This is a genomic window from Caulobacter sp. 73W (genome assembly GCF_041021955.1).
Taxonomy (GTDB): domain Bacteria; phylum Pseudomonadota; class Alphaproteobacteria; order Caulobacterales; family Caulobacteraceae; genus Caulobacter.
In genome coordinates this window covers 612,273-628,626 of sequence record NZ_CP158375.1, presented here as the reverse complement: position 1 = coordinate 628,626, position 16,354 = coordinate 612,273, and the positions used below count along the sequence as shown (strand labels likewise).

Sequence of the window (16,354 nt, the reverse complement as noted above, 5' to 3'; positions counted from 1 at the left end):
ACGCCATGACCGAATCGACCGGACGTCTCGAAGTGGAGGGCGGCGCGGCCCTGGCCTGGCGAAAGGTCGAGGGGGCGGGGCCGACGGTGGTCTGGCTGGGCGGCTTCATGTCCGACATGGCCGGCAGCAAGGCGCAGGCCCTGGCCGACTGGGCGGGGGCGAGCGGGCGGGCCTATATCCGCTTCGACTATCTGGGCCACGGCGAGTCCGGCGGCCAGTTCCGGGACGGCACGATCAGCCGCTGGCGGGCCGACGCTCTGGAGGTGATCGACCGGCTGACCGAGGGGCCGCTGGTCCTGGTCGGCTCGTCCATGGGCGGGTGGATCGCCTGCCTGGCGGCGGCGGCCCGGCCGGAGCGGGTGAAGGCCATGGTCCTGATCGCCCCGGCGCCGGACTTCACCGAAAAGCTGATGATCCCGGAGTTTCCGCCCGAGGCGCATGAGGCCCTGGCGCGCGACGGGGTGTGGATGCGGCCATCCGAATACGGCGACCCGTACCCGATCACCCGCGAGTTGCTGGAGGACGGGGCCCGCTGGTCGATCCTGCCGGGGCCGGTGAACATCGAGGTTCCGGTGCGCATCCTGCAAGGCGGCCAGGACCCCGACGTGCCGTGGATGCACGCCCTGACCCTGGCCCACGCCATCCGTTCGGAGGACGTGGTGTTCAGCCTGATCAAGGACGGCGATCACCGCCTGTCGCGAGAGCAGGACCTGGCGCGGTTGCTGGCGGTGGTGGCGGAGCTGGTCGGCTGACGGCGCTCAGTCCTGGACCGGGACCTGGGTGAGCGTGCTTCCGGAAGGCAGGACGACGCGGGCGGTGGCGCTGGGCGGTCGGGTGCGGCGGGCGCTTTCGCGGGTGACGACGATCTTGGCGCCCAGCACGACCTGACCGGTCGGCGACAGCAGCCGCAGACGGCCGTCTATGGATCTCACCGCGTAGTTCACCTTGGCCCCGTTCGTCTCACCGCGGGAGCGGGTAGCATTCCCCGGCGTAAACGTGGTGCGGCGGCTTACTCGTATCGTGCGATCGGAACGTGGGTCGGTGAGTTGGTGCGTGCTTCGAGACGCGCTACGCGCTCCTCAGCATGACGATGGTGGTAAGCTTATGAGCGCACAGAATCCGCAATCGAGACGTCTCATGATCCCCCGCCTTGCGCTCCTCGCATGCCTCCCCGCCCTGGCCCTGACCGCCTGCGCCAAGGAGGAGCCCGCGGGCCCGGTGCTGGAGGTCTGCGTGCAGGACCAGGCGGGGATGGAGGCGTTCAAGGACGCGCTGCGGGCCTATGCGGAGGCGGGCGGCATGACGCTCGCCGACGGCGGCGATGCGTCCCGCCGGTTGGTGCGACTGACCGCCGAGGGAAAGGACGGGGCGGGCTTCACCGCAGGCAATACCGGCCTGGCGATCTATCAGATGGCGCTCGGCGTCTCCGGCCCGGCGGCGGAGCAGGAGAAGGTGACGGGCGACCTGCAAAAGCTGTTCGAACAGCAGTGGAAGGTCAAACCGGTCACGCCGGAGCGCGGCGTGGTGCTCGACCCCGAATGCGGGCGCTTCGCCGACTGGAAGTCGTAGGCGTCAGGCGCGCAGGATCTTCTCCATCGCCTTGCCCTTGGCCAGCTCGTCGATGAGTTTGTCGAGGTAACGGATCTCGCGCATCAGCGGATCGGCGACCTCTTCGACACGCACGCCGCAGACGACGCCGGTGACCAGGGTCCGGGCCGGGTTCATGGCCGGGGCCTGGGCGAAGAAGGTCGCGAAGTCGGTCTTCGCCGCCAGGTGGGCCTCGAACGCCTCCTGGCTGAAGCCGGTCAGCCAGCGGATGATCTGATCAACTTCCGCCTTGGGGCGCCCCTTCTTCTCCGCCTTGGCGACGTAGTGCGGATAAACGCTGGCGAAGCTGGTGGTGTAGATGCGGTGGCTCATCAGGCGGCCTTCACCTTGGCCCGCAGGCCCAAGCAGTAGCCGAAGGTCACCGCCATGCCGGCCAGGATCGCGCCGCACCCGCCGATGAGCGCCACCTGGAACGGGGCGAAGGCCCACAGGCCGGCATAGACCAGTCCGCTCAGCGTCAGCGACCAGCCCGCGACCCGCCGGGCCTGACCAGCGCTGACGCTGGGCACGACGGTCTTGGGCAGGCGGTTGCCGGACCAGGCGATCATCAGGCCGGTGGCGCCGATTACGATCCGCGTGACCGTCTCGCCGTCCACATAGCCCTGCTTGCGCGCGAAGGAGGCGGCGAGGGCGAGGACGACGATGCCGACGCCCCAGGCGAGGTTGCCGAGCAGTTCCTTCTTCTGATCGTTCTTGCTCATCACGCGGTCTCCGCTTTGGGGGCTGACTTTGGGGCGGGCGGGGTTTCGGGCTCGGAGCCCACGCCGAACGAATGGACGAAGCCCAGCAGCGCCTCTTCGAGCACTGAGAGCTTCAGGTGGTAGATGATTGATTTGCCGGACTTTTCAGCGTGGATCAGATCGGCCTCCTTCAGCACCGCGAAGTGCGCCGACATGGTCGGCTTGGAGACGTCGAACTGATCGCTGAGTTCGCCCGCGCTCATCGGCCCGCCGCGCAGGAGCAGCAGCACCCGTCGGCGGGTCGGATCGGAGAGGGCTCTGAAAACCTGGCTCATATTGCGATGATTAGCTAATCATCGAAATGAGTCAAGTGGAGGGGCCGTCCGCAAGCGCGGAGCCCGGTCTGCGCCCCCTCCGTCTCGCCGCTTCGTGCCGATCCACCTCCCCCGTACGCTTCGCTACAGGGGAGGAGAAGGATTGGTTCCGCTACCCCCCCGCCGCCAGCACCGCCCTCAGTCCTTCGCGATAGGTCGGATAGGCCGGCAGCCAGCCCAGCTCCGCCTTGGCGCGGGCGTTCGAGACGCGCTTGCTCTCGGCGTAGAAGCGCAGGGAGGCGGAGGGCAGCTTGTCCGAGTTGAACAGGGTGACCGGGGGCGGGGCCATGCCCATCAGTTCGGCGGCGTGGAGGACCACGTCCTGCGGCGCGCAGGGCTCGTCGTCGCACAGGTTGTAGCGGCGGCCGGCGCGCGGGGCGGCGATGGAGGCGGCCAGGGCCGAGGCGATGTCGTCTACGTGGATGCGTGAGAAGACCTGACCCGGCTTGACCATGCGGCGGGCGGTGCCGTCACGCAGGCGGTCGAACGCGCTGCGGCCGGGGCCGTAGATGCCGGGCAGGCGGAAGGCCTGGACGGTCAGGCCCATGCCGCGCCCGACCTGCATCCAGTCCCGCTCGGCGGCCACGCGGCGGGCGCCTTCGGGCGAGATGGCGGGCAGGGGGCTGGTCTCGAAGGCCCAGCCGCCGCCCAAGTCGCCATAGACGCCGGTGGTGGACAGGTAGCCGATCCAGTCGGGGAAGGCGTTCGCCTCGGCCAGGGCCGGGACCAGGGTGTTCAGGCCGGGGCAGCCGTCCGGCGTCGGCGGCGCGGAAACCAGGATCGCCGAGACCCCCTGCAGCGCCGTGATCAGCGCCGGGCGGTCGTCGCCGGCGACGGCCTCGATCCCCTCGGCGCGCAGTTCGTCGGCGCGTTCCGCATCGCGGGCCACGGCGATCGTGGTCCAGCCGGTCAGGGAAAGACGCTTGGCGAGGGCCCGGGCGGTATAGCCGTGGCCGAAGGTAAGAAGCTTCACTCAGTACACCCCAATGGGCGCATCATGAGGCTGATACGGCGGACGCGTCCAGACATCCCGCTGCGGCGAATGCGCTATTCCACCGTCACCGACTTGGCGAGGTTGCGAGGCTGGTCCACGTCCGCGCCCTTCTGGACGGCGACATGATAGGCCAGCAGCTGGATCGGCGCCGACATGACCAGCGGGGCGATCAGCGGGTCGCAGGGCGGAGCGGTCATGACCACCCGGGCGCCGGCGGGAGCGTGCTTGGCGCCCTCCGGATCGGTGATGAACACCACCTGGCCGCCGCGGGCCATGACTTCGCTCATGTTCGAGGCCGACTTCTCGAAATAGCTGTCGAAGGGAGCCAGGATGATGATCGGGGTCTTGTCGTCGACCAGGGCGATGGGGCCGTGCTTCAGCTCGCCGGCGGCGTAACCTTCGGCGTGGATGTAGCTGATTTCCTTGAGCTTCAGCGCGCCTTCCAGGGCCAGGGCCGACATCGGGCCGCGGCCGAGATATAGGACGTCGCGGGCCTTGGCGATCTCGGACGCCACGGTGCGGACCGCGTCTTCCAGCTGGATGGATTCAGCGATCAGGCGCGGGGCTTCCAGCAGCACCTTCACCAGGCGCTCCTCCTCCGCCGCGTCGATGCGGTTGCGGGCGCGGGCGGCGGCGACCGCGATGGCGGTCAGGACGCTGACCTGGGCGGTGAAGGCCTTGGTCGAGGCGACGCCGATCTCCGGGCCGCAGTGGATCGGCCAGACCACGTCGACCTCGCGGGCCATGGTGGATTCCGTGGCGTTGACCACGGCGGCGCTCTTCATCCCCCGGGCCTGGCAGTAGCGCAGGGCGGCCAGGGTGTCGGCGGTCTCGCCCGACTGGCTCATGGCGATGGCCAGGGCGGTGGGACGGATCGACGGCTCGCGGTAGCGGAACTCCGAGGCGATCTCCACGTCCACCGGCAGGTCGGCGTACTTCTCGATCAGGTACTTGCCGATGACGCCGGCGATGTAGGAGGTGCCGCAGGCGACGATCTGGATACGCTCCAGGTTCGCCCAGTCGATGTCGCCGGGGACGGCGGTGCGGGCGCCGATGGGATCCACATAGGCGGCGATGGTGCGTTGGCACCCCTCCGGCTGGTCGTGGATCTCCTTCTCCATGAAGTGGCGGTAGTTGCCCTTCTCCATGAGGGCGACGGAGGAGGCGACGACCTTAACCGGGCGGCTGACTTCCGCGCCGCTGTGGTCGAAGACGCGGGCGCTGGCGTGGTCCACGGCGGCGTAATCGCCGTCCTCCAGATAGAGCACGCGGTTGGTGAAGGGGCCGACGGCCAGGGCGTCGGAGCCGATGAACATCTCGCCGTCGCCATAGCCGACCACCAGGGGCGGGCCGTTGCGGGCGCCGAAGATCATCTCGCTCTCGCCCATGATCAGAACGCACAGGGCGTAGGCGCCGGACAGGCGGTCGAGCGTGGCCTTGAAGGCGGCGAGGGGGTCTTTGCCCTCGATCAGGTTCTGGTCGATCAGGTGGGCGACGACCTCGGTGTCGGTATCACTGGAGAACTCGCGGCCCTTGGCCTGAAGCTCTGCCTTCAGCTCGGCGAAGTTCTCGATGATGCCGTTGTGGACCACGGCGACGCGGCCGGCGATGTGCGGGTGGGCGTTGCGCTCGGTCGGGGCGCCGTGGGTGGCCCAGCGGGTGTGGCCGATGCCGGTCTGGGCGACCAGCGGATCGGCGGCCAGGACGGACTCCAGCTCGCGCAGCTTGCCGGGCGCGCGGCGGCGCTCCAGCACGCCGTTCACCTGGGCGGCGACGCCGGCGCTGTCATAGCCCCGATACTCCAGGCGCTTGAGGCTCTCGACGAGACGCTCGGCGACAGGGGCCTTGCCGACGATACCGATGATGCCGCACATGGAACGCTTTGATCCTTTGTCGAAAGCCGCGGACGGGTTTAATCCTGCCGCGACGCAGGCTTGGAGCTGGGCTTTATCACCCGGTTCTCCATCGCCCGCATAAATCTGCATTTCGCTTCGTTTCGCACAAGTCTCCGACCTATGGCCAAGCGCTCCTACTTCGGCACCGACGGCATTCGCGGTCAGGCCAACCAGCACCCCATGACCGCCGAGGTGGCGCTGCGGGTGGGCCTGGCGGCCGGCAAGCTGTTCCGCTCGCGTGACGACCGCCGGCACCTGGTGGTGATCGGTAAGGACACCCGCCTGTCGGGCTACATGATCGAGCCGGCCCTGGTGGCGGGCTTCACCAGCGTGGGCATGGACGTGCGCCTGTTCGGCCCGCTGCCGACCCCGGCGGTGGCGATGATGACCCGCTCCATGCGGGCCGACCTGGGCGTGATGATCAGCGCCAGCCACAACAACTTCGCCGACAATGGCATCAAGCTGTTCGGGCCCGACGGCTACAAGCTGTCGGACGCCCAGGAAGCCGAGATCAAGTCCTATATGGACGAGGGCCTGCAGGAAGGCCTGGCGACGCCGGCCGCCCTGGGCCGCGTGAAACGCATCGACGACGCCCAGGCCCGCTATGTGGAGATCGTCAAGGCGACCTTCCCGCGCCATATGAACCTGGCCGGCCTGCGGGTAGTGATCGATGGGGCCAACGGCGCCGCCTACAAGGTCGCGCCGACGGTGCTGTACGAGCTGGGCGCCGAGGTGATCCCGGTGGGCATCGATCCTGACGGGGTGAACATCAACGCCGACTGCGGCTCGACCCACCCGGCGGCCATGGCCAAGGCGGTGAAGGAATACCGCGCCGACATCGGCATCGCCCTGGACGGCGACGCCGACCGGCTGGTGATCTGCGACGAGAACGGCCTGGTGGTCGACGGCGACCAGATCATGGCGATCATCGCCTGCGCCTACGCCAAGCGCGGCCTGCTGAAGGGCGGCGGCGTAGTGGCCACGGTGATGTCGAACCTGGGGCTGGAACGCCTGATGGCGTCCAAGGGCCTGAAGCTGGAGCGCACGGGCGTGGGCGACCGCTACGTCATGGCGCGCATGCGCGAGGGCGGCTTCAACCTGGGCGGCGAACAGTCGGGCCACGTCATCCTGTCGGACTTTTCGACCACGGGCGACGGCCTGATCGCGGCCCTGCAGGTGCTGGCCGTGCTGGTCGACAGCGGCGAGCCGATGAGCAAGCTGGCCCGCCAGTTCGAGCCCGTGCCGCAGAAGCTGGAGAATGTCCGCTTCGCCGCCGGCGCCAAGCCGCTGGAACACGACAAGGTCAAGGCGGCGATCGCCGACGCCGAGGGCAAGCTGACCGGCTCCGGCCGCGTGCTCGTGCGCGCGAGCGGCACCGAACCCCTGATCCGCGTCATGGCCGAGGGCGACGACGAGAAGCTGGTCAACAAGCTGGTGAAGGAGATCGCCGGCGCGGTGAAGGCGGCGGCGGCCTAGGCCCTGCGTGCTTCGAGACGCGCTGCGCGCTCCTCAGCATGACGAGGTTAGAGTGCCTCTGAATCCGTCATCCTGAGGAGGCCGAAGGCCGTCTCGAAGGACGCACTACTCCGCCAACATCGCCAGCAAGGCGAATGTGGCCAGCCAGTGCTCGCCCATGTAGTCGCCGGCCACGTGGGGCAGGGCGTCGGTCATGTGGCGGTCGGCGGCTTCCAGCGCGGCGGTTTTCGCATCACCGTCCAGGGTCTTGGCGATCCCGCGCCAGCACCAGGCGCGTGACAGGTTCAGGCCGTCCAGGTGGGCGATCTTGCCGTCGCTGCGGTCGCTGATGAACGCGGGAGTGAACAGGGTGGCCGGCTGCTGCTGGGCCACGCGCGGCAGGAAGGCGGCGAACCAGGTCTTGAACGCCTTCGCCGACAGGATGCGGCGCATGCATTCGGCCTCCATAAGGGCCGAGGACAGGAACTCGTCGCCGCTGGGCTCCCAGGCCTGGCAGTCGGCGTCCTGGCCGTACCAGCCCTGGGCGGTGTCGCGGCAGAGGGCGGCGAGGGCGTGGTCGTTCGCTTGCGCCCATTCCAGGGTCAGGGTCAGGGCGAAGGCGGTGTTGAAGTGGGTGCCGACCCGGATGGGGTAGGTCGCCTTGGGCAGGAAGGCCTTGAACCGATCCGCGAACGCCAGGGCCAGCGGCTTCAGCGCGGCGCCCCAGGGTGCGTCGTGGCGATCCAGCTCCGCCGCGAGCATCAGCAGCCAGGCCCAGCCATAGGGCCGCTCGAACCCGCGGCTGAGCGGGCGGTCGAGATAGGCGCGCTCGGTCTCGACCTTGGCGGCGGTGAAGGCGTCGTCGAACAGGGCGCGGATGGCCGGGGCTTGCGGGATGTCCGGATGCAGGCGCAGCAGGGTCGCCAGGGTCCAGTAGCCGTGGACGCAGGAGTGCCAGTCGAAACTGCCGAAGAAGATCGGATGCAGGACGCGCGGCGCGACCACGTCGGCCTCGCCGTCCATCACATGGTCGGCCTTGTAGGGCCATGGCCGGGTGACGTGACCCAGGGCGATGGCGGCGAACTTGGAGGCGACGGCCTCAGAAACGGAAGACGAAGAGGAGGACATACATCAACACTGTGTTGGCGAAGAGCAGGATGAGGGCGGTAGGGACCTGGGCCTTGATGACCCCGTTCTTGTCCTTCAGCTCCAGCAGGGCGGCGGGGACAAGGTTGAAGTTGGCGGCCATGGGGGTCATCAGCGTGCCGCAGAAGCCCGACAGCATGCCGATGGCGCACATGATCGCCGGATCGCCGCCGAACTTCAGGACGATCAGCGGCAGGCCGACCCCGGCGGTCATCACCGGGAAGGCGGCGAAGGCGTTGCCCATGATCATCGTGAACAGGGCCATGCCGAGCGTGTAGGTGACCACGGCGGCCAGGCGCGAGCCGTCCGGCAGCCAGGCGGTGGTCAGGGCGCCGACCGCCTCGCCCACGCCGGCGGCGGCGAACACCGCGCCCAGGGCCGCCAACATCTGCGGCAGCAGCAGGGCCCAGCCCACCTGGTCGAACAGACGGCGGCCTTCCTGCAGCGGCTCGGCCGGGCGGGCGCGCAGCATGGGCATGGCGACCGCCAGGGACAGGATGATGCCCAGCACCAGCGACACCAGGGTCGCCTGCTTGGGATCGACCGGATGCAACCCGCCGAAGGTCAGGGTCTTGAAGATCATGGTCCCGGCCAGGGCGACGGCGGGGATGATCAGGGCGCAGAGGAACAGGCGGTTGCGGTGGACGGCGGCGCTTTCGCGGCGCTGCTCGATGCTGGTGGTGTCGGCCTTGCCCTGACCCAGGCCGCCGAAGCCGGCCACCAGCACCATGGCGATGACGATCCCGCCATTGGCGAGATCGGGCAGGTGACTGCCGAACAGGAAGCAGGCGGCGAACAGGCCCCAGAAGGCGGCGTTCTTCCAGCGCTTGGCGTTGCCGTGGTCGAAGGCGCTGAGCGCCGCGATCACCGCGAACATGGTCCCGGCGATGGCGTAGAGGACTTCGAGGCCGATCATTTGGCGGCTCCGCGCTTCAGCTTGCGGTCGAACAGCACCAGTCGGATCCCGTGGACGATCAAGGCGACGATGGCGGTGGGAATGGCCCACACCGACAGGTGAAGCGGCTCCACCACGATGCCGTTCTGCTGCAGGAAGCCGACCATCAGCAGGATCGAGCCGATGGCGATGAAGATGTCCTCGCCGAAGAACAGGCCGATGTTGTCGGTGGCGGCGGACATGGCGCGCACCTTCTGGCGGGTCTCGTCGTCGGTATGGCCGTGGGTCTCGGCGGCGGCTTCGGCCATGGGGGCGACCAGGGGGCGGACCATCTGCGGGTGGCCGCCAAGCGAGGTCAGGCCCAGCGCCGAGGTGATCTGGCGGATGGCGAAGTAGAGCAGCAGGATGCGGCCGGTGGTGGCGGCCTTCAGGTCCCCGATCAGGGCCTTGGCCCGCTCCTGAAGGCCGTAGCGCTCCAGCAGGCCGATGGCCGGCAGGACTAGCCACAGCAGGGAGACGTAGCGGTTCTCCTTGAACGCCTTGCCGAAGAGGGCGACGACCTCCAGCGGTCCCATGCCGCCGGCCAGGCCGGTGACCAAGGCGGCGGCGATCACCACCAAGAGCGGATTGATCCGGGCGACGAAGCCCACGACCACGACCGCGATACCCAACAAGGTCAGCATGGACACCCCTTATGCGACGCAGGGGACACTAGGGGATGCCGGGGGCAGGGCAAGCGCCAGAACGGCCCGCCGCGCCCGCCTGTCGTGGAAACTTCACTAAATCGTCCAGACCCCTTGCGGGTTTTCACCAACCTGTCAGCATCGAATCGATCTGGCCGCTCGATCGGTCAGGCGCAAAAAGATTGGGAGCGAAACATGCGGCGACACCTCGCCGCCGCCGGCCGGGAGCCGGCGGTTCGCAGCAATGGCCGTTACGCCATCAGCTGCCTGTTCGTGGTGAGCGTTCTTTGCGGCGTCTTCTGGGTCGCGGCCTATCTGGCCGTCTCCCGCTGGTTCGGCTGGGCCGGCTAGAAGCGACGCGCTGTCCCTGAAACGAAAAACGGGCGGCCGAAGCCGCCCGTCCGACTGACTGCGCGGAGCGCGTCAGATTTCCTGGTTGTACTTGCCGACTTCCGAGCGCTTGGCCAGGCGCGGCTTCACTTCCTTGTGGAACAGGTCGCGCATGTCGTCTTCCGACTGGGTGCTTTCGACCACGACCACCAGTTCCGGTTTGTTGGAGCTGGCGCGGACCAGGACCCACGAGCCGTCTTCCAGCGCGACGCGCACGCCGTTGACGGTGATCACGTCCTTGATCTTGCGGCCCAGGATCGAGCCGCCCGACTTACCGAGCTCCTCGTATTCCTTCACCACGTCCTCGACGATCTTGTACTTCACCTCGTCGGCGCACTTGGGCGACATGGTCAGCGAGGTGTAGGCGACCGGCAGGGCCTTCTTGAGGTCCGACAGTTTCTTGTCCGGGTTGCGTTCCAGCATCGCCAGGATGGCGGCGGCGGCGATCAGGCCGTCGTCGTAGCCGCGGCCCAGTTCGCCAGCCAGGAAGAAGTGGCCGCTCTTTTCGAAGCCGGCCAGGGCGTTCAGCTCGGCCGTCTTGCGCTTGATGTAGCTGTGGCCGGTCTTCCAGTAGACGGTGGTGCAGCCGTTCTCTTCCAGGATCGGGTCGGTGGCGTAGAGGCCGGTCGACTTCACGTCCACGATGAAGGTCGCGCCCTTGTGCAGCGGGGCCAGGTCGCGGGCCAGCATCAGGCCGATCTTGTCGGCGAAGATCTCCTCGCCCTCGTCGTCCACCACGCCGCAGCGGTCGCCGTCGCCGTCGAAGCCGAAGGCCAGGTCGGCGCCATGCTCACGGACGGCTTTGGCCATCTCCATCAGCATTTCGTGGTCTTCGGGGTTGGGGTTGTAGCGGGGGAAGGTGAAGTCCAGCTCGGCGTCCATCGGGATCACCTCGACGCCCATGCGCTTCAGCGCCTCGGGGGCGAAGGCGCCGGCGGTGCCGTTGCCGCAGGCGGCGATGACCTTCAGCGGACGGGTGACCTTCACGCGGCTGGCGGCGTCAGCGATGTAGCGCTCGGCCACGCCGTCGATGCGGGTCAGCTTGCCGCCTTCACGTTCCACGAACTGGCCGTTCAGGACGATGTCCTTCAGGCGGCCCATCTCGTCCGGGCCGAAGGTCAGGGGCTTCTGGGCGCCCATCTTCACGCCGGTCCAGCCGTTCTCGTTGTGGCTGGCGGTGACCATGGCGACGCACGGGACGTCGAGGTCGAACTGGGCGAAATAGGCCATCGGCGATACGGCCAGGCCGATGTCCAGGACCTCGCAGCCGGCCGACAGCAGGCCCAGGGTCAGGGCCTGCTTGATCGACAGGGAGTAGGAGCGGAAGTCGTGGCCGACCACGATGCGCTTCTGGCCCAGCTCCTGGATATAGGTGCCCAGGCCCAGGCCCAGGGCCTGGATGCCCAGCAGGTTGATCTCGGGGCCGAACAGCCAGCGCGCGTCGTACTCCCGGAAGCCGGTGGCCTTCACCAGGGCTTCGTTCTCATAGGCGGCGGTGTTGGCGACCAGATCGGCGCGGGGCTTGGAGAACATGGGACCTCAGCGATGCATAATGGTGGTGTGCGACGTTGTAGAGCGTGGCGGGCGATGTCGCGAGCCAGTTCGCCCCGCGGGCGTAATGACTTTTGATGACGCTTGTTCCGTCACACCCGGCGAGCGAGGTAGCGCACGCTTTTCGAGCGATCCTCGAGACGGGCGACGCCGACCTCTTCGAAGCCCAGAGCCAGGTGGAAGGCGTCCGAGCCCGGATTGGGCGGGTCGGAATTGACCTCGCAGCAGAACAGGTTGTGCCCATCCCGCCGCATCTCGCTCATGGCGGCTTCGTATAGGGCGCGACCCAAACCCATTCCCCGGGCGCGCTCGGCCATGATCACGCGGTCGATATAGACGAAGCGCTCGTAGCGGTCGCGGAACCACAGGAAGTTGGGGCTGTCGTAGTCGCCGTCCTGGTCGAAGGCGATCATCACCGCGTCCGCGTCGCCGATCACCCAGGCGCGCCAGGCGTTGGCCGCCATCGCGTCCAGCTCGGCTTGGTTCAGCAGCGACGTCGCGACCTTGTTGGCGTTGTTGAGGGCCAGGACAGCCGTCTCGCCGCGACCGAGCGGTCTGTGGGCCATCAGATCACGCCGGCCCGCAGCAGGTCATGGATGTGCAGGATGCCGACGGGGCGCTTGGCCTCGACCACGAACAGCACGGTGATGCGGCGGTCGTTCATCAGCTTCAGCGCCTCGGCCGCCAGGGCGCCGGGGGCGATGGTCAGCGGGGAGGGGGTCATGACCTCGCCGGCGCTGTGGGTCATCAGGCCGTCCATGTGACGGCGCAGGTCGCCGTCGGTGATCAGGCCAGCCAGGCGGCCGTCGGGCGAGGTGACGCCGACGCAGCCGAAGCGCTTTTCCGTCATGACCAGCAGGGCCTGGGCCATGGTCTTGGTGGATGGGACCAGCGGAAGTTCGCCGTCCTTGTGCATCAGGTCCGACACCGTGCGCAGCATGGCGCCCAGCTTGCCGCCGGGGTGGAAGATGCGGAAGTCGGCGGCGGTGAAGCCGCGCCGCTCCAGCAGGGCCACGGCCAGGGCGTCGCCCAGAGCCATCTGCTGGGTGGTGGAGGTGGTCGGGGCGTTGACCTCGGCCGTCGCCTCGGCCGAGTCCGGCAGCAGCAGCGGGATGTCCGCGGCGCGGCCCAGCTGGCTGTCGGCGTTGGCGGTGATGGCGATGATCGGGATGCCGAAGCGGGCGCCGTAGGCCAGCATGTCCGACAGCTCGCGCGCCTCGCCCGACTTGGACAGGGCCAGGATCACGTCGCCCTTGCCGATCATGCCCAGGTCGCCGTGGCTGGCCTCGGCGGCGTGGACGAACATGGCGGGTGAGCCGGTGGAGGCCAGGGTGGCGGCGATCTTGCGCGCCACGTGGCCGCTCTTGCCCACGCCGGTGCAGACGATCTTGCCCTTGGCCTTGAACAGGGTCTCGACCGCCTTGACGAAAGGCTTGTCGAGGCTGGCGGCCAGGGCGGCCAGGCCCTCGGCCTCGATCTTCAGGACACGTCGGCCGACGGCGGCGGCGTCGAATTCGCTCACGGGGTCTCCTCCCGCAGGACGGGCGGCTCAGCCGGGGGAACAGGGTCGCGCGGGGCGCTGGGAATTGGCGCGGGGATGCGCTGCTCCTTCTGCTCCTGCTGGGCGCGGCGGGCGGCGGCGGCCTCCTCGCGCTGAATGGCGGCTTGTACTTCCGGGCGCTGTTGCACGGGTTGCGAGCCGAACGAGCCGGGTGATCGGTCGCCGAGCCCCTGCGGCCAGACCAGCGCCAGACCGATCAGTGCGGCGGCGAGGAGGGCCAGGGCAGGCAGGACGATGCGGTCAGACATGAAGAATCCTTGCGCGGATCGGTCCTATAGCACGCGCGTCGCGCAGGGGGAGGGCGTGCTTGACGCTGGACCCCGCAACCCTTAGCCCGACCAGCGACAACATTTGGAGGTCCGATGCCCGCGCTCGTCCTGCTTCGCCACGGCCAAAGCCAGTGGAACCTGGAAAACCGCTTCACCGGTTGGGTGGATGTGGACCTGACCGCCGAGGGCGAAGCCCAGGCGACCAAGGGCGGGGAGCTGATCAAGGCCGCCGGCCTGAAGTTCGACCGCGCCTACACCTCGGTCCTGACCCGCGCCCAGCGCACCAACGACCTGGCCCTGGCCGCCGCCGGCCAGTCCGACACGCCGGTGATCAAGGACTGGCGCCTGAACGAGCGCCACTACGGCGGGCTGACCGGCCTGAACAAGGCCGAGACCGCCGAGAAGCACGGCGAGGAGCAGGTGACCATCTGGCGCCGGTCGTACGACATCCCGCCGCCGGATCTGGCGCCGGGCGGCGAGTACGACTTCGCGGCCGATCCGCGCTATGCCGGCCACGCCGTGCCGGTGACGGAAAGCCTGAAGACCACGCTGGAGCGCGTGCTGCCCTATTGGGACGCCGAGATCGCGCCGAAGCTGAAGGCGGGCGAGACCCTGCTGATCGCCGCCCACGGCAATTCCCTGCGGGCCATCGTCAAGCACCTGTTCAACGTGCCGGACGACAAGATCGTCGGCGTGGAGATCCCCACCGGAAACCCGCTGCTGATCGAGCTGGACGGCGACTTGAAGCCGACCGCCGCGCGCTATCTGGACGAGACCCGCGCCCAGCCGCTGCCTTCGGCCGGCTGAGGTCTAGGGATGTCGAACGAACTCGACATCCAGCACATGCGCCGGGCGATCGGGGTCGCCCGGGGCAATCTGGGCAGAACCTGGCCCAATCCGGTGGTCGGCTGCGTGATCGCCGACGGCGAGACCGTGCTGGCCGAGGCCGCCACCAGCGTCGGCGGCCGACCCCATGCCGAGGAGCAGGCGGTCGCGGCCCTGGGCGGTTCGGCCCCCGGCGCCACCGCCTATGTCACCCTGGAGCCGTGCGGCGCGCGGACCAGCGGGGCGCTGTCCTGTTCGCAGCATCTGGTCGCGGCCGGGGTGAAGCGGGTGGTCATCGCCTGCGAGGACCCGTCGCCCTTTGCTTCCGGCCAGGGCACGCATCGTCTGCGCGAGGCGGGGCTGCAGGTGGAGACCGGCTTGCTGGCCGAGGAGGCGTTCGTTCTGTGCGCCGGCTTCGTTCACAAGCTGAAGACCGGCAAGCCGCTGGTGGAGGGCGCGTCCGGCCCGGAAGGTTACGAGGCCCTGTTCGAGCTTTCCGGGAACGAGGGGCTGGAGGCGGCCCTGACCCGCTACGCCGATCTTGGCCATACGCGGCTGTGGACCCCGGAAGGGGGCGAAACCGCCCAGCGGCTGCACGCGGCGGGACTATTGTCGAAGCCGTTGGAAAGCTTGCGTTAATCGTATCAGGTGAAGCTCCAGGCCTAATTCAGGAAGGGCTGGAGAACCCATGGTCGCGTCGCCGGCGCCCGGTGTCACGCATCGGCGGCTAACGCAGCAGGAAGTCGATCTGATCTGCGCCAAGCATGATCGGTTGTGGTCGGCTCGCATGGGCGGCGCGCGCGCCGTGTTCAGCTTCACCGATCTGTCAGGCCTGGACCTGCGCGGCCGCAACCTGTGCGACGCGGACTTTTCCGGCGCGATCATGCACCAGATCCGCATGGGCGGGGCGCGGCTGGACAACGCCGTGCTGTTCGGCGCGGACATGACCGAAGCCGACCTGATCGAGGCCTCCCTGCGTCGTGCGGACATGCGCGGCGCCTGCCTGCGGGGCGCGAACCTGACGGGCGCGGACATGTTCGAGGCCGACCTGCGCGAGGGAGCCATCGCCGCCGCCGACCGCAAGGAAGGCTATCGCGTCATGGAGCACACCCAGCGGGGCGGGTTGTCGACCCAGGCCCAGAGCACCAACCTGGTGGGCGCCAACCTGGAGCGCTCGCGCCTGTCGGGCATCATGGCCATCCGGGCCGACTTCACCGACGCGGTGCTGAAGGACGCCAAGCTGGTCCGGGCCAACCTGAAACAGGCCTCGCTGAGCGGCTGCAATCTGGCGGGGGCCGATCTGTCGGGCGCGGACCTGCGCGGGGCGGATCTGCGCGACGCCATCATGGTGGGCGCCAAGACCTTCGCCTGGAACACCATCGACGCCAACCTCCAGGGGGTCCTGACGGACCCCAAGGAGATCAAGGACGACCACAGCTCGCCCTATCCGCAGATGGTCCGCGATCACGCCAAGTGGTGCGAAACGGGCGGGGCCGAGGGCAAGCCGTCGCTGTTCGACAAGGCCGACCTGCGGAGCCTGGGCTCGATCAAGGGCTTTAACCTTACGGCCCTGAGCGCCAAGGGGGCGGTGTTCTACGGCCTGGACATGGAAGGCGTGCAGCTTCAGGGCGCGCAGCTTCAGGGGGCCGATCTGCGGTCTTGCAATCTGCGTCGGGCCGACCTGCGCGGCGCCAAGCTGAACGGGGCCAAGCTGTCGGAAGCCGACATGCGCGACGCCCAACTGGGTCCGCTGCTGATCGGCAAGGACCGGGTGCTGCCGTCCGACCTGTCGGAAGCGGTGCTGAAGAATGCTGACCTGGCGCGGGCCGATCTGCGTCAGGCGATCCTGCGCGGTGCGGACATCTCGCGCGCCAACTTCACCAACGCCATGCTCAAGGACATCGACCTGACCGAGGTGATCCGCCAAGGCGCGCGCGGCTTGGACGGGTTTATATGACCTGGTTCCACAAGGTCGGACCTTTAACGGTTCGGTGGGGCTTCGGCGCGATAAGTAGCGACACTTATCGT

The 16,354-nt window shown here is 68.5% G+C and carries 20 protein-coding genes; 7 read left to right on the top strand and 13 right to left on the bottom strand.

The window, feature by feature from the left end; translation table 11 throughout:
* Positions 1–5 precede the first annotated feature (5 nt).
* A complete protein-coding gene (locus tag ABOZ73_RS03050; RefSeq protein ID WP_369060608.1) occupies positions 6–752 on the top strand; it encodes an alpha/beta fold hydrolase in 747 nt (248 codons plus the stop codon).
* A gap of 6 nt (positions 753–758) precedes the next feature.
* On the opposite strand, the gene ABOZ73_RS03045 is transcribed toward ABOZ73_RS03050, so the two are convergent.
* Positions 759–944, bottom strand: a complete 186-nt coding sequence (locus ABOZ73_RS03045) for a hypothetical protein (protein ID WP_369060607.1) — start codon at positions 942–944, stop codon at positions 759–761.
* 193 nt (positions 945–1,137) lie between these two features.
* Between ABOZ73_RS03045 and ABOZ73_RS03040 the strand changes: the two genes are divergently transcribed.
* Positions 1,138–1,569, top strand: a complete 432-nt coding sequence (locus ABOZ73_RS03040) for a hypothetical protein (RefSeq protein WP_369060606.1) — start codon at positions 1,138–1,140, stop codon at positions 1,567–1,569.
* Between the two features lie 3 nt (positions 1,570–1,572).
* Here ABOZ73_RS03040 and ABOZ73_RS03035 read toward each other — a convergent pair whose 3' ends face one another.
* From ABOZ73_RS03035 to glmS, 5 genes are all read right to left on the bottom strand, one after another.
* Positions 1,573–1,920 carry a DUF2200 domain-containing protein gene (locus ABOZ73_RS03035; protein WP_369060604.1) on the bottom strand — a complete coding sequence of 116 codons (348 nt, stop codon included), beginning with the start codon at positions 1,918–1,920 and terminating at the stop codon, positions 1,573–1,575.
* A complete protein-coding gene (locus ABOZ73_RS03030; protein ID WP_369060602.1) occupies positions 1,920–2,309 on the bottom strand; it encodes an ammonium transporter in 390 nt (129 codons plus the stop codon). Before ABOZ73_RS03030 ends, ABOZ73_RS03035 begins: the two co-directional genes overlap by 1 nt.
* Positions 2,309–2,578, bottom strand: coding sequence for a helix-turn-helix domain-containing protein (locus ABOZ73_RS03025; RefSeq protein ID WP_369060600.1), 270 nt, complete (start codon positions 2,576–2,578; stop codon positions 2,309–2,311). The genes ABOZ73_RS03030 and ABOZ73_RS03025 overlap by 1 nt, the downstream gene beginning before the upstream one ends.
* 196 nt (positions 2,579–2,774) lie before the next feature.
* Entirely contained in the window at positions 2,775–3,635 is an 861-nt protein-coding gene (locus ABOZ73_RS03020) for an SDR family oxidoreductase (RefSeq protein ID WP_369060599.1), read from the bottom strand.
* 74 nt (positions 3,636–3,709) lie between these two features.
* On the bottom strand, positions 3,710–5,530 hold the full coding sequence (gene glmS, locus ABOZ73_RS03015) for a glutamine--fructose-6-phosphate transaminase (isomerizing) (protein WP_369060598.1): 1,821 nt from the start codon (positions 5,528–5,530) through the stop codon (positions 3,710–3,712).
* A 141-nt stretch (positions 5,531–5,671) separates the two neighbouring features.
* On the opposite strand from glmS, the gene glmM reads away from it, so the two are divergent.
* Positions 5,672–7,027: a phosphoglucosamine mutase gene (gene glmM, locus ABOZ73_RS03010; RefSeq protein ID WP_369060596.1), complete on the top strand. Its 1,356-nt coding sequence runs from the start codon at positions 5,672–5,674 to the stop codon at positions 7,025–7,027.
* A gap of 105 nt (positions 7,028–7,132) precedes the next feature.
* On the opposite strand, the gene ABOZ73_RS03005 is transcribed toward glmM, so the two are convergent.
* Genes ABOZ73_RS03005 through ABOZ73_RS02995 form a run of 3 tightly spaced genes read right to left on the bottom strand, consistent with a single transcriptional unit; the run spans position 7,133 to position 9,730 of the window.
* A complete protein-coding gene (locus tag ABOZ73_RS03005; RefSeq protein WP_369060594.1) occupies positions 7,133–8,134 on the bottom strand; it encodes a DUF2891 domain-containing protein in 1,002 nt (333 codons plus the stop codon).
* Positions 8,106–9,068 (bottom strand): DUF979 domain-containing protein, encoded by a 963-nt coding sequence (locus tag ABOZ73_RS03000; RefSeq protein WP_369060593.1) that lies wholly within the window; start codon positions 9,066–9,068, stop codon positions 8,106–8,108. Before ABOZ73_RS03000 ends, ABOZ73_RS03005 begins: the two co-directional genes overlap by 29 nt.
* A complete protein-coding gene (locus tag ABOZ73_RS02995; RefSeq protein ID WP_369060591.1) occupies positions 9,065–9,730 on the bottom strand; it encodes a DUF969 domain-containing protein in 666 nt (221 codons plus the stop codon). The genes ABOZ73_RS03000 and ABOZ73_RS02995 overlap by 4 nt, the downstream gene beginning before the upstream one ends.
* A 195-nt stretch (positions 9,731–9,925) precedes the next feature.
* On the opposite strand from ABOZ73_RS02995, the gene ABOZ73_RS02990 reads away from it, so the two are divergent.
* A complete protein-coding gene (locus ABOZ73_RS02990; RefSeq protein ID WP_369060590.1) occupies positions 9,926–10,081 on the top strand; it encodes a hypothetical protein in 156 nt (51 codons plus the stop codon).
* A 72-nt stretch (positions 10,082–10,153) separates the two neighbouring features.
* Here the strand turns inward: ABOZ73_RS02990 and ABOZ73_RS02985 are convergent, their stop codons facing one another.
* From ABOZ73_RS02985 to ABOZ73_RS02970, 4 genes are all read right to left on the bottom strand, one after another.
* Entirely contained in the window at positions 10,154–11,653 is a 1,500-nt protein-coding gene (locus tag ABOZ73_RS02985; protein ID WP_369060589.1) for a phosphomannomutase/phosphoglucomutase, read from the bottom strand.
* 110 nt (positions 11,654–11,763) lie between these two features.
* A complete protein-coding gene (locus ABOZ73_RS02980) occupies positions 11,764–12,237 on the bottom strand; it encodes a GNAT family N-acetyltransferase (protein WP_369060588.1) in 474 nt (157 codons plus the stop codon).
* Positions 12,237–13,193: an SIS domain-containing protein gene (locus tag ABOZ73_RS02975; RefSeq protein WP_369060586.1), complete on the bottom strand. Its 957-nt coding sequence runs from the start codon at positions 13,191–13,193 to the stop codon at positions 12,237–12,239. Before ABOZ73_RS02975 ends, ABOZ73_RS02980 begins: the two co-directional genes overlap by 1 nt.
* Positions 13,190–13,480 (bottom strand): hypothetical protein, encoded by a 291-nt coding sequence (locus tag ABOZ73_RS02970; RefSeq protein WP_369060584.1) that lies wholly within the window; start codon positions 13,478–13,480, stop codon positions 13,190–13,192. Before ABOZ73_RS02970 ends, ABOZ73_RS02975 begins: the two co-directional genes overlap by 4 nt.
* A 114-nt stretch (positions 13,481–13,594) precedes the next feature.
* Between ABOZ73_RS02970 and gpmA the strand changes: the two genes are divergently transcribed.
* Genes gpmA through ABOZ73_RS02955 form a run of 3 tightly spaced genes read left to right on the top strand, consistent with a single transcriptional unit; the run spans position 13,595 to position 16,283 of the window.
* Positions 13,595–14,308, top strand: coding sequence for a 2,3-diphosphoglycerate-dependent phosphoglycerate mutase (gene gpmA, locus ABOZ73_RS02965; RefSeq protein WP_369060582.1), 714 nt, complete (start codon positions 13,595–13,597; stop codon positions 14,306–14,308).
* 9 nt (positions 14,309–14,317) lie between these two features.
* Positions 14,318–14,965, top strand: a complete 648-nt coding sequence (locus ABOZ73_RS02960) for a bifunctional diaminohydroxyphosphoribosylaminopyrimidine deaminase/5-amino-6-(5-phosphoribosylamino)uracil reductase RibD (RefSeq protein WP_369060581.1) — start codon at positions 14,318–14,320, stop codon at positions 14,963–14,965.
* Between the two features lie 49 nt (positions 14,966–15,014).
* Positions 15,015–16,283: a pentapeptide repeat-containing protein gene (locus ABOZ73_RS02955; protein ID WP_369060580.1), complete on the top strand. Its 1,269-nt coding sequence runs from the start codon at positions 15,015–15,017 to the stop codon at positions 16,281–16,283.
* Positions 16,284–16,354: the final 71 nt, after the last annotated feature.

Bases quoted from the DNA above. Each gene is read 5' to 3' on its own strand.
- glmM (WP_369060596.1), top strand. From the start codon at position 5,672: ATGGCCAAGCGCTCCTACTTCGGCACCGACGGCATTCGCGGTCAGGCC.
- ABOZ73_RS03000 (WP_369060593.1), bottom strand. From the start codon at position 9,068: ATGATCGGCCTCGAAGTCCTCTACGCCATCGCCGGGACCATGTTCGCG.
- gpmA (WP_369060582.1), top strand. From the start codon at position 13,595: ATGCCCGCGCTCGTCCTGCTTCGCCACGGCCAAAGCCAGTGGAACCTG.
- ABOZ73_RS03040 (WP_369060606.1), top strand. From the start codon at position 1,138: ATGATCCCCCGCCTTGCGCTCCTCGCATGCCTCCCCGCCCTGGCCCTG.
- ABOZ73_RS03005 (WP_369060594.1), bottom strand. From the start codon at position 8,134: ATGTCCTCCTCTTCGTCTTCCGTTTCTGAGGCCGTCGCCTCCAAGTTC.
- ABOZ73_RS02955 (WP_369060580.1), top strand. From the start codon at position 15,015: ATGGTCGCGTCGCCGGCGCCCGGTGTCACGCATCGGCGGCTAACGCAG.
- ABOZ73_RS02970 (WP_369060584.1), bottom strand. From the start codon at position 13,480: ATGTCTGACCGCATCGTCCTGCCTGCCCTGGCCCTCCTCGCCGCCGCA.
- ABOZ73_RS02990 (WP_369060590.1), top strand. From the start codon at position 9,926: ATGCGGCGACACCTCGCCGCCGCCGGCCGGGAGCCGGCGGTTCGCAGC.
- ABOZ73_RS02980 (WP_369060588.1), bottom strand. From the start codon at position 12,237: ATGGCCCACAGACCGCTCGGTCGCGGCGAGACGGCTGTCCTGGCCCTC.
- ABOZ73_RS02960 (WP_369060581.1), top strand. From the start codon at position 14,318: ATGTCGAACGAACTCGACATCCAGCACATGCGCCGGGCGATCGGGGTC.
- ABOZ73_RS03050 (WP_369060608.1), top strand. From the start codon at position 6: ATGACCGAATCGACCGGACGTCTCGAAGTGGAGGGCGGCGCGGCCCTG.
- ABOZ73_RS02995 (WP_369060591.1), bottom strand. From the start codon at position 9,730: ATGCTGACCTTGTTGGGTATCGCGGTCGTGGTCGTGGGCTTCGTCGCC.
- ABOZ73_RS03030 (WP_369060602.1), bottom strand. From the start codon at position 2,309: ATGAGCAAGAACGATCAGAAGAAGGAACTGCTCGGCAACCTCGCCTGG.
- ABOZ73_RS03035 (WP_369060604.1), bottom strand. From the start codon at position 1,920: ATGAGCCACCGCATCTACACCACCAGCTTCGCCAGCGTTTATCCGCAC.
- glmS (WP_369060598.1), bottom strand. From the start codon at position 5,530: ATGTGCGGCATCATCGGTATCGTCGGCAAGGCCCCTGTCGCCGAGCGT.
- ABOZ73_RS02985 (WP_369060589.1), bottom strand. From the start codon at position 11,653: ATGTTCTCCAAGCCCCGCGCCGATCTGGTCGCCAACACCGCCGCCTAT.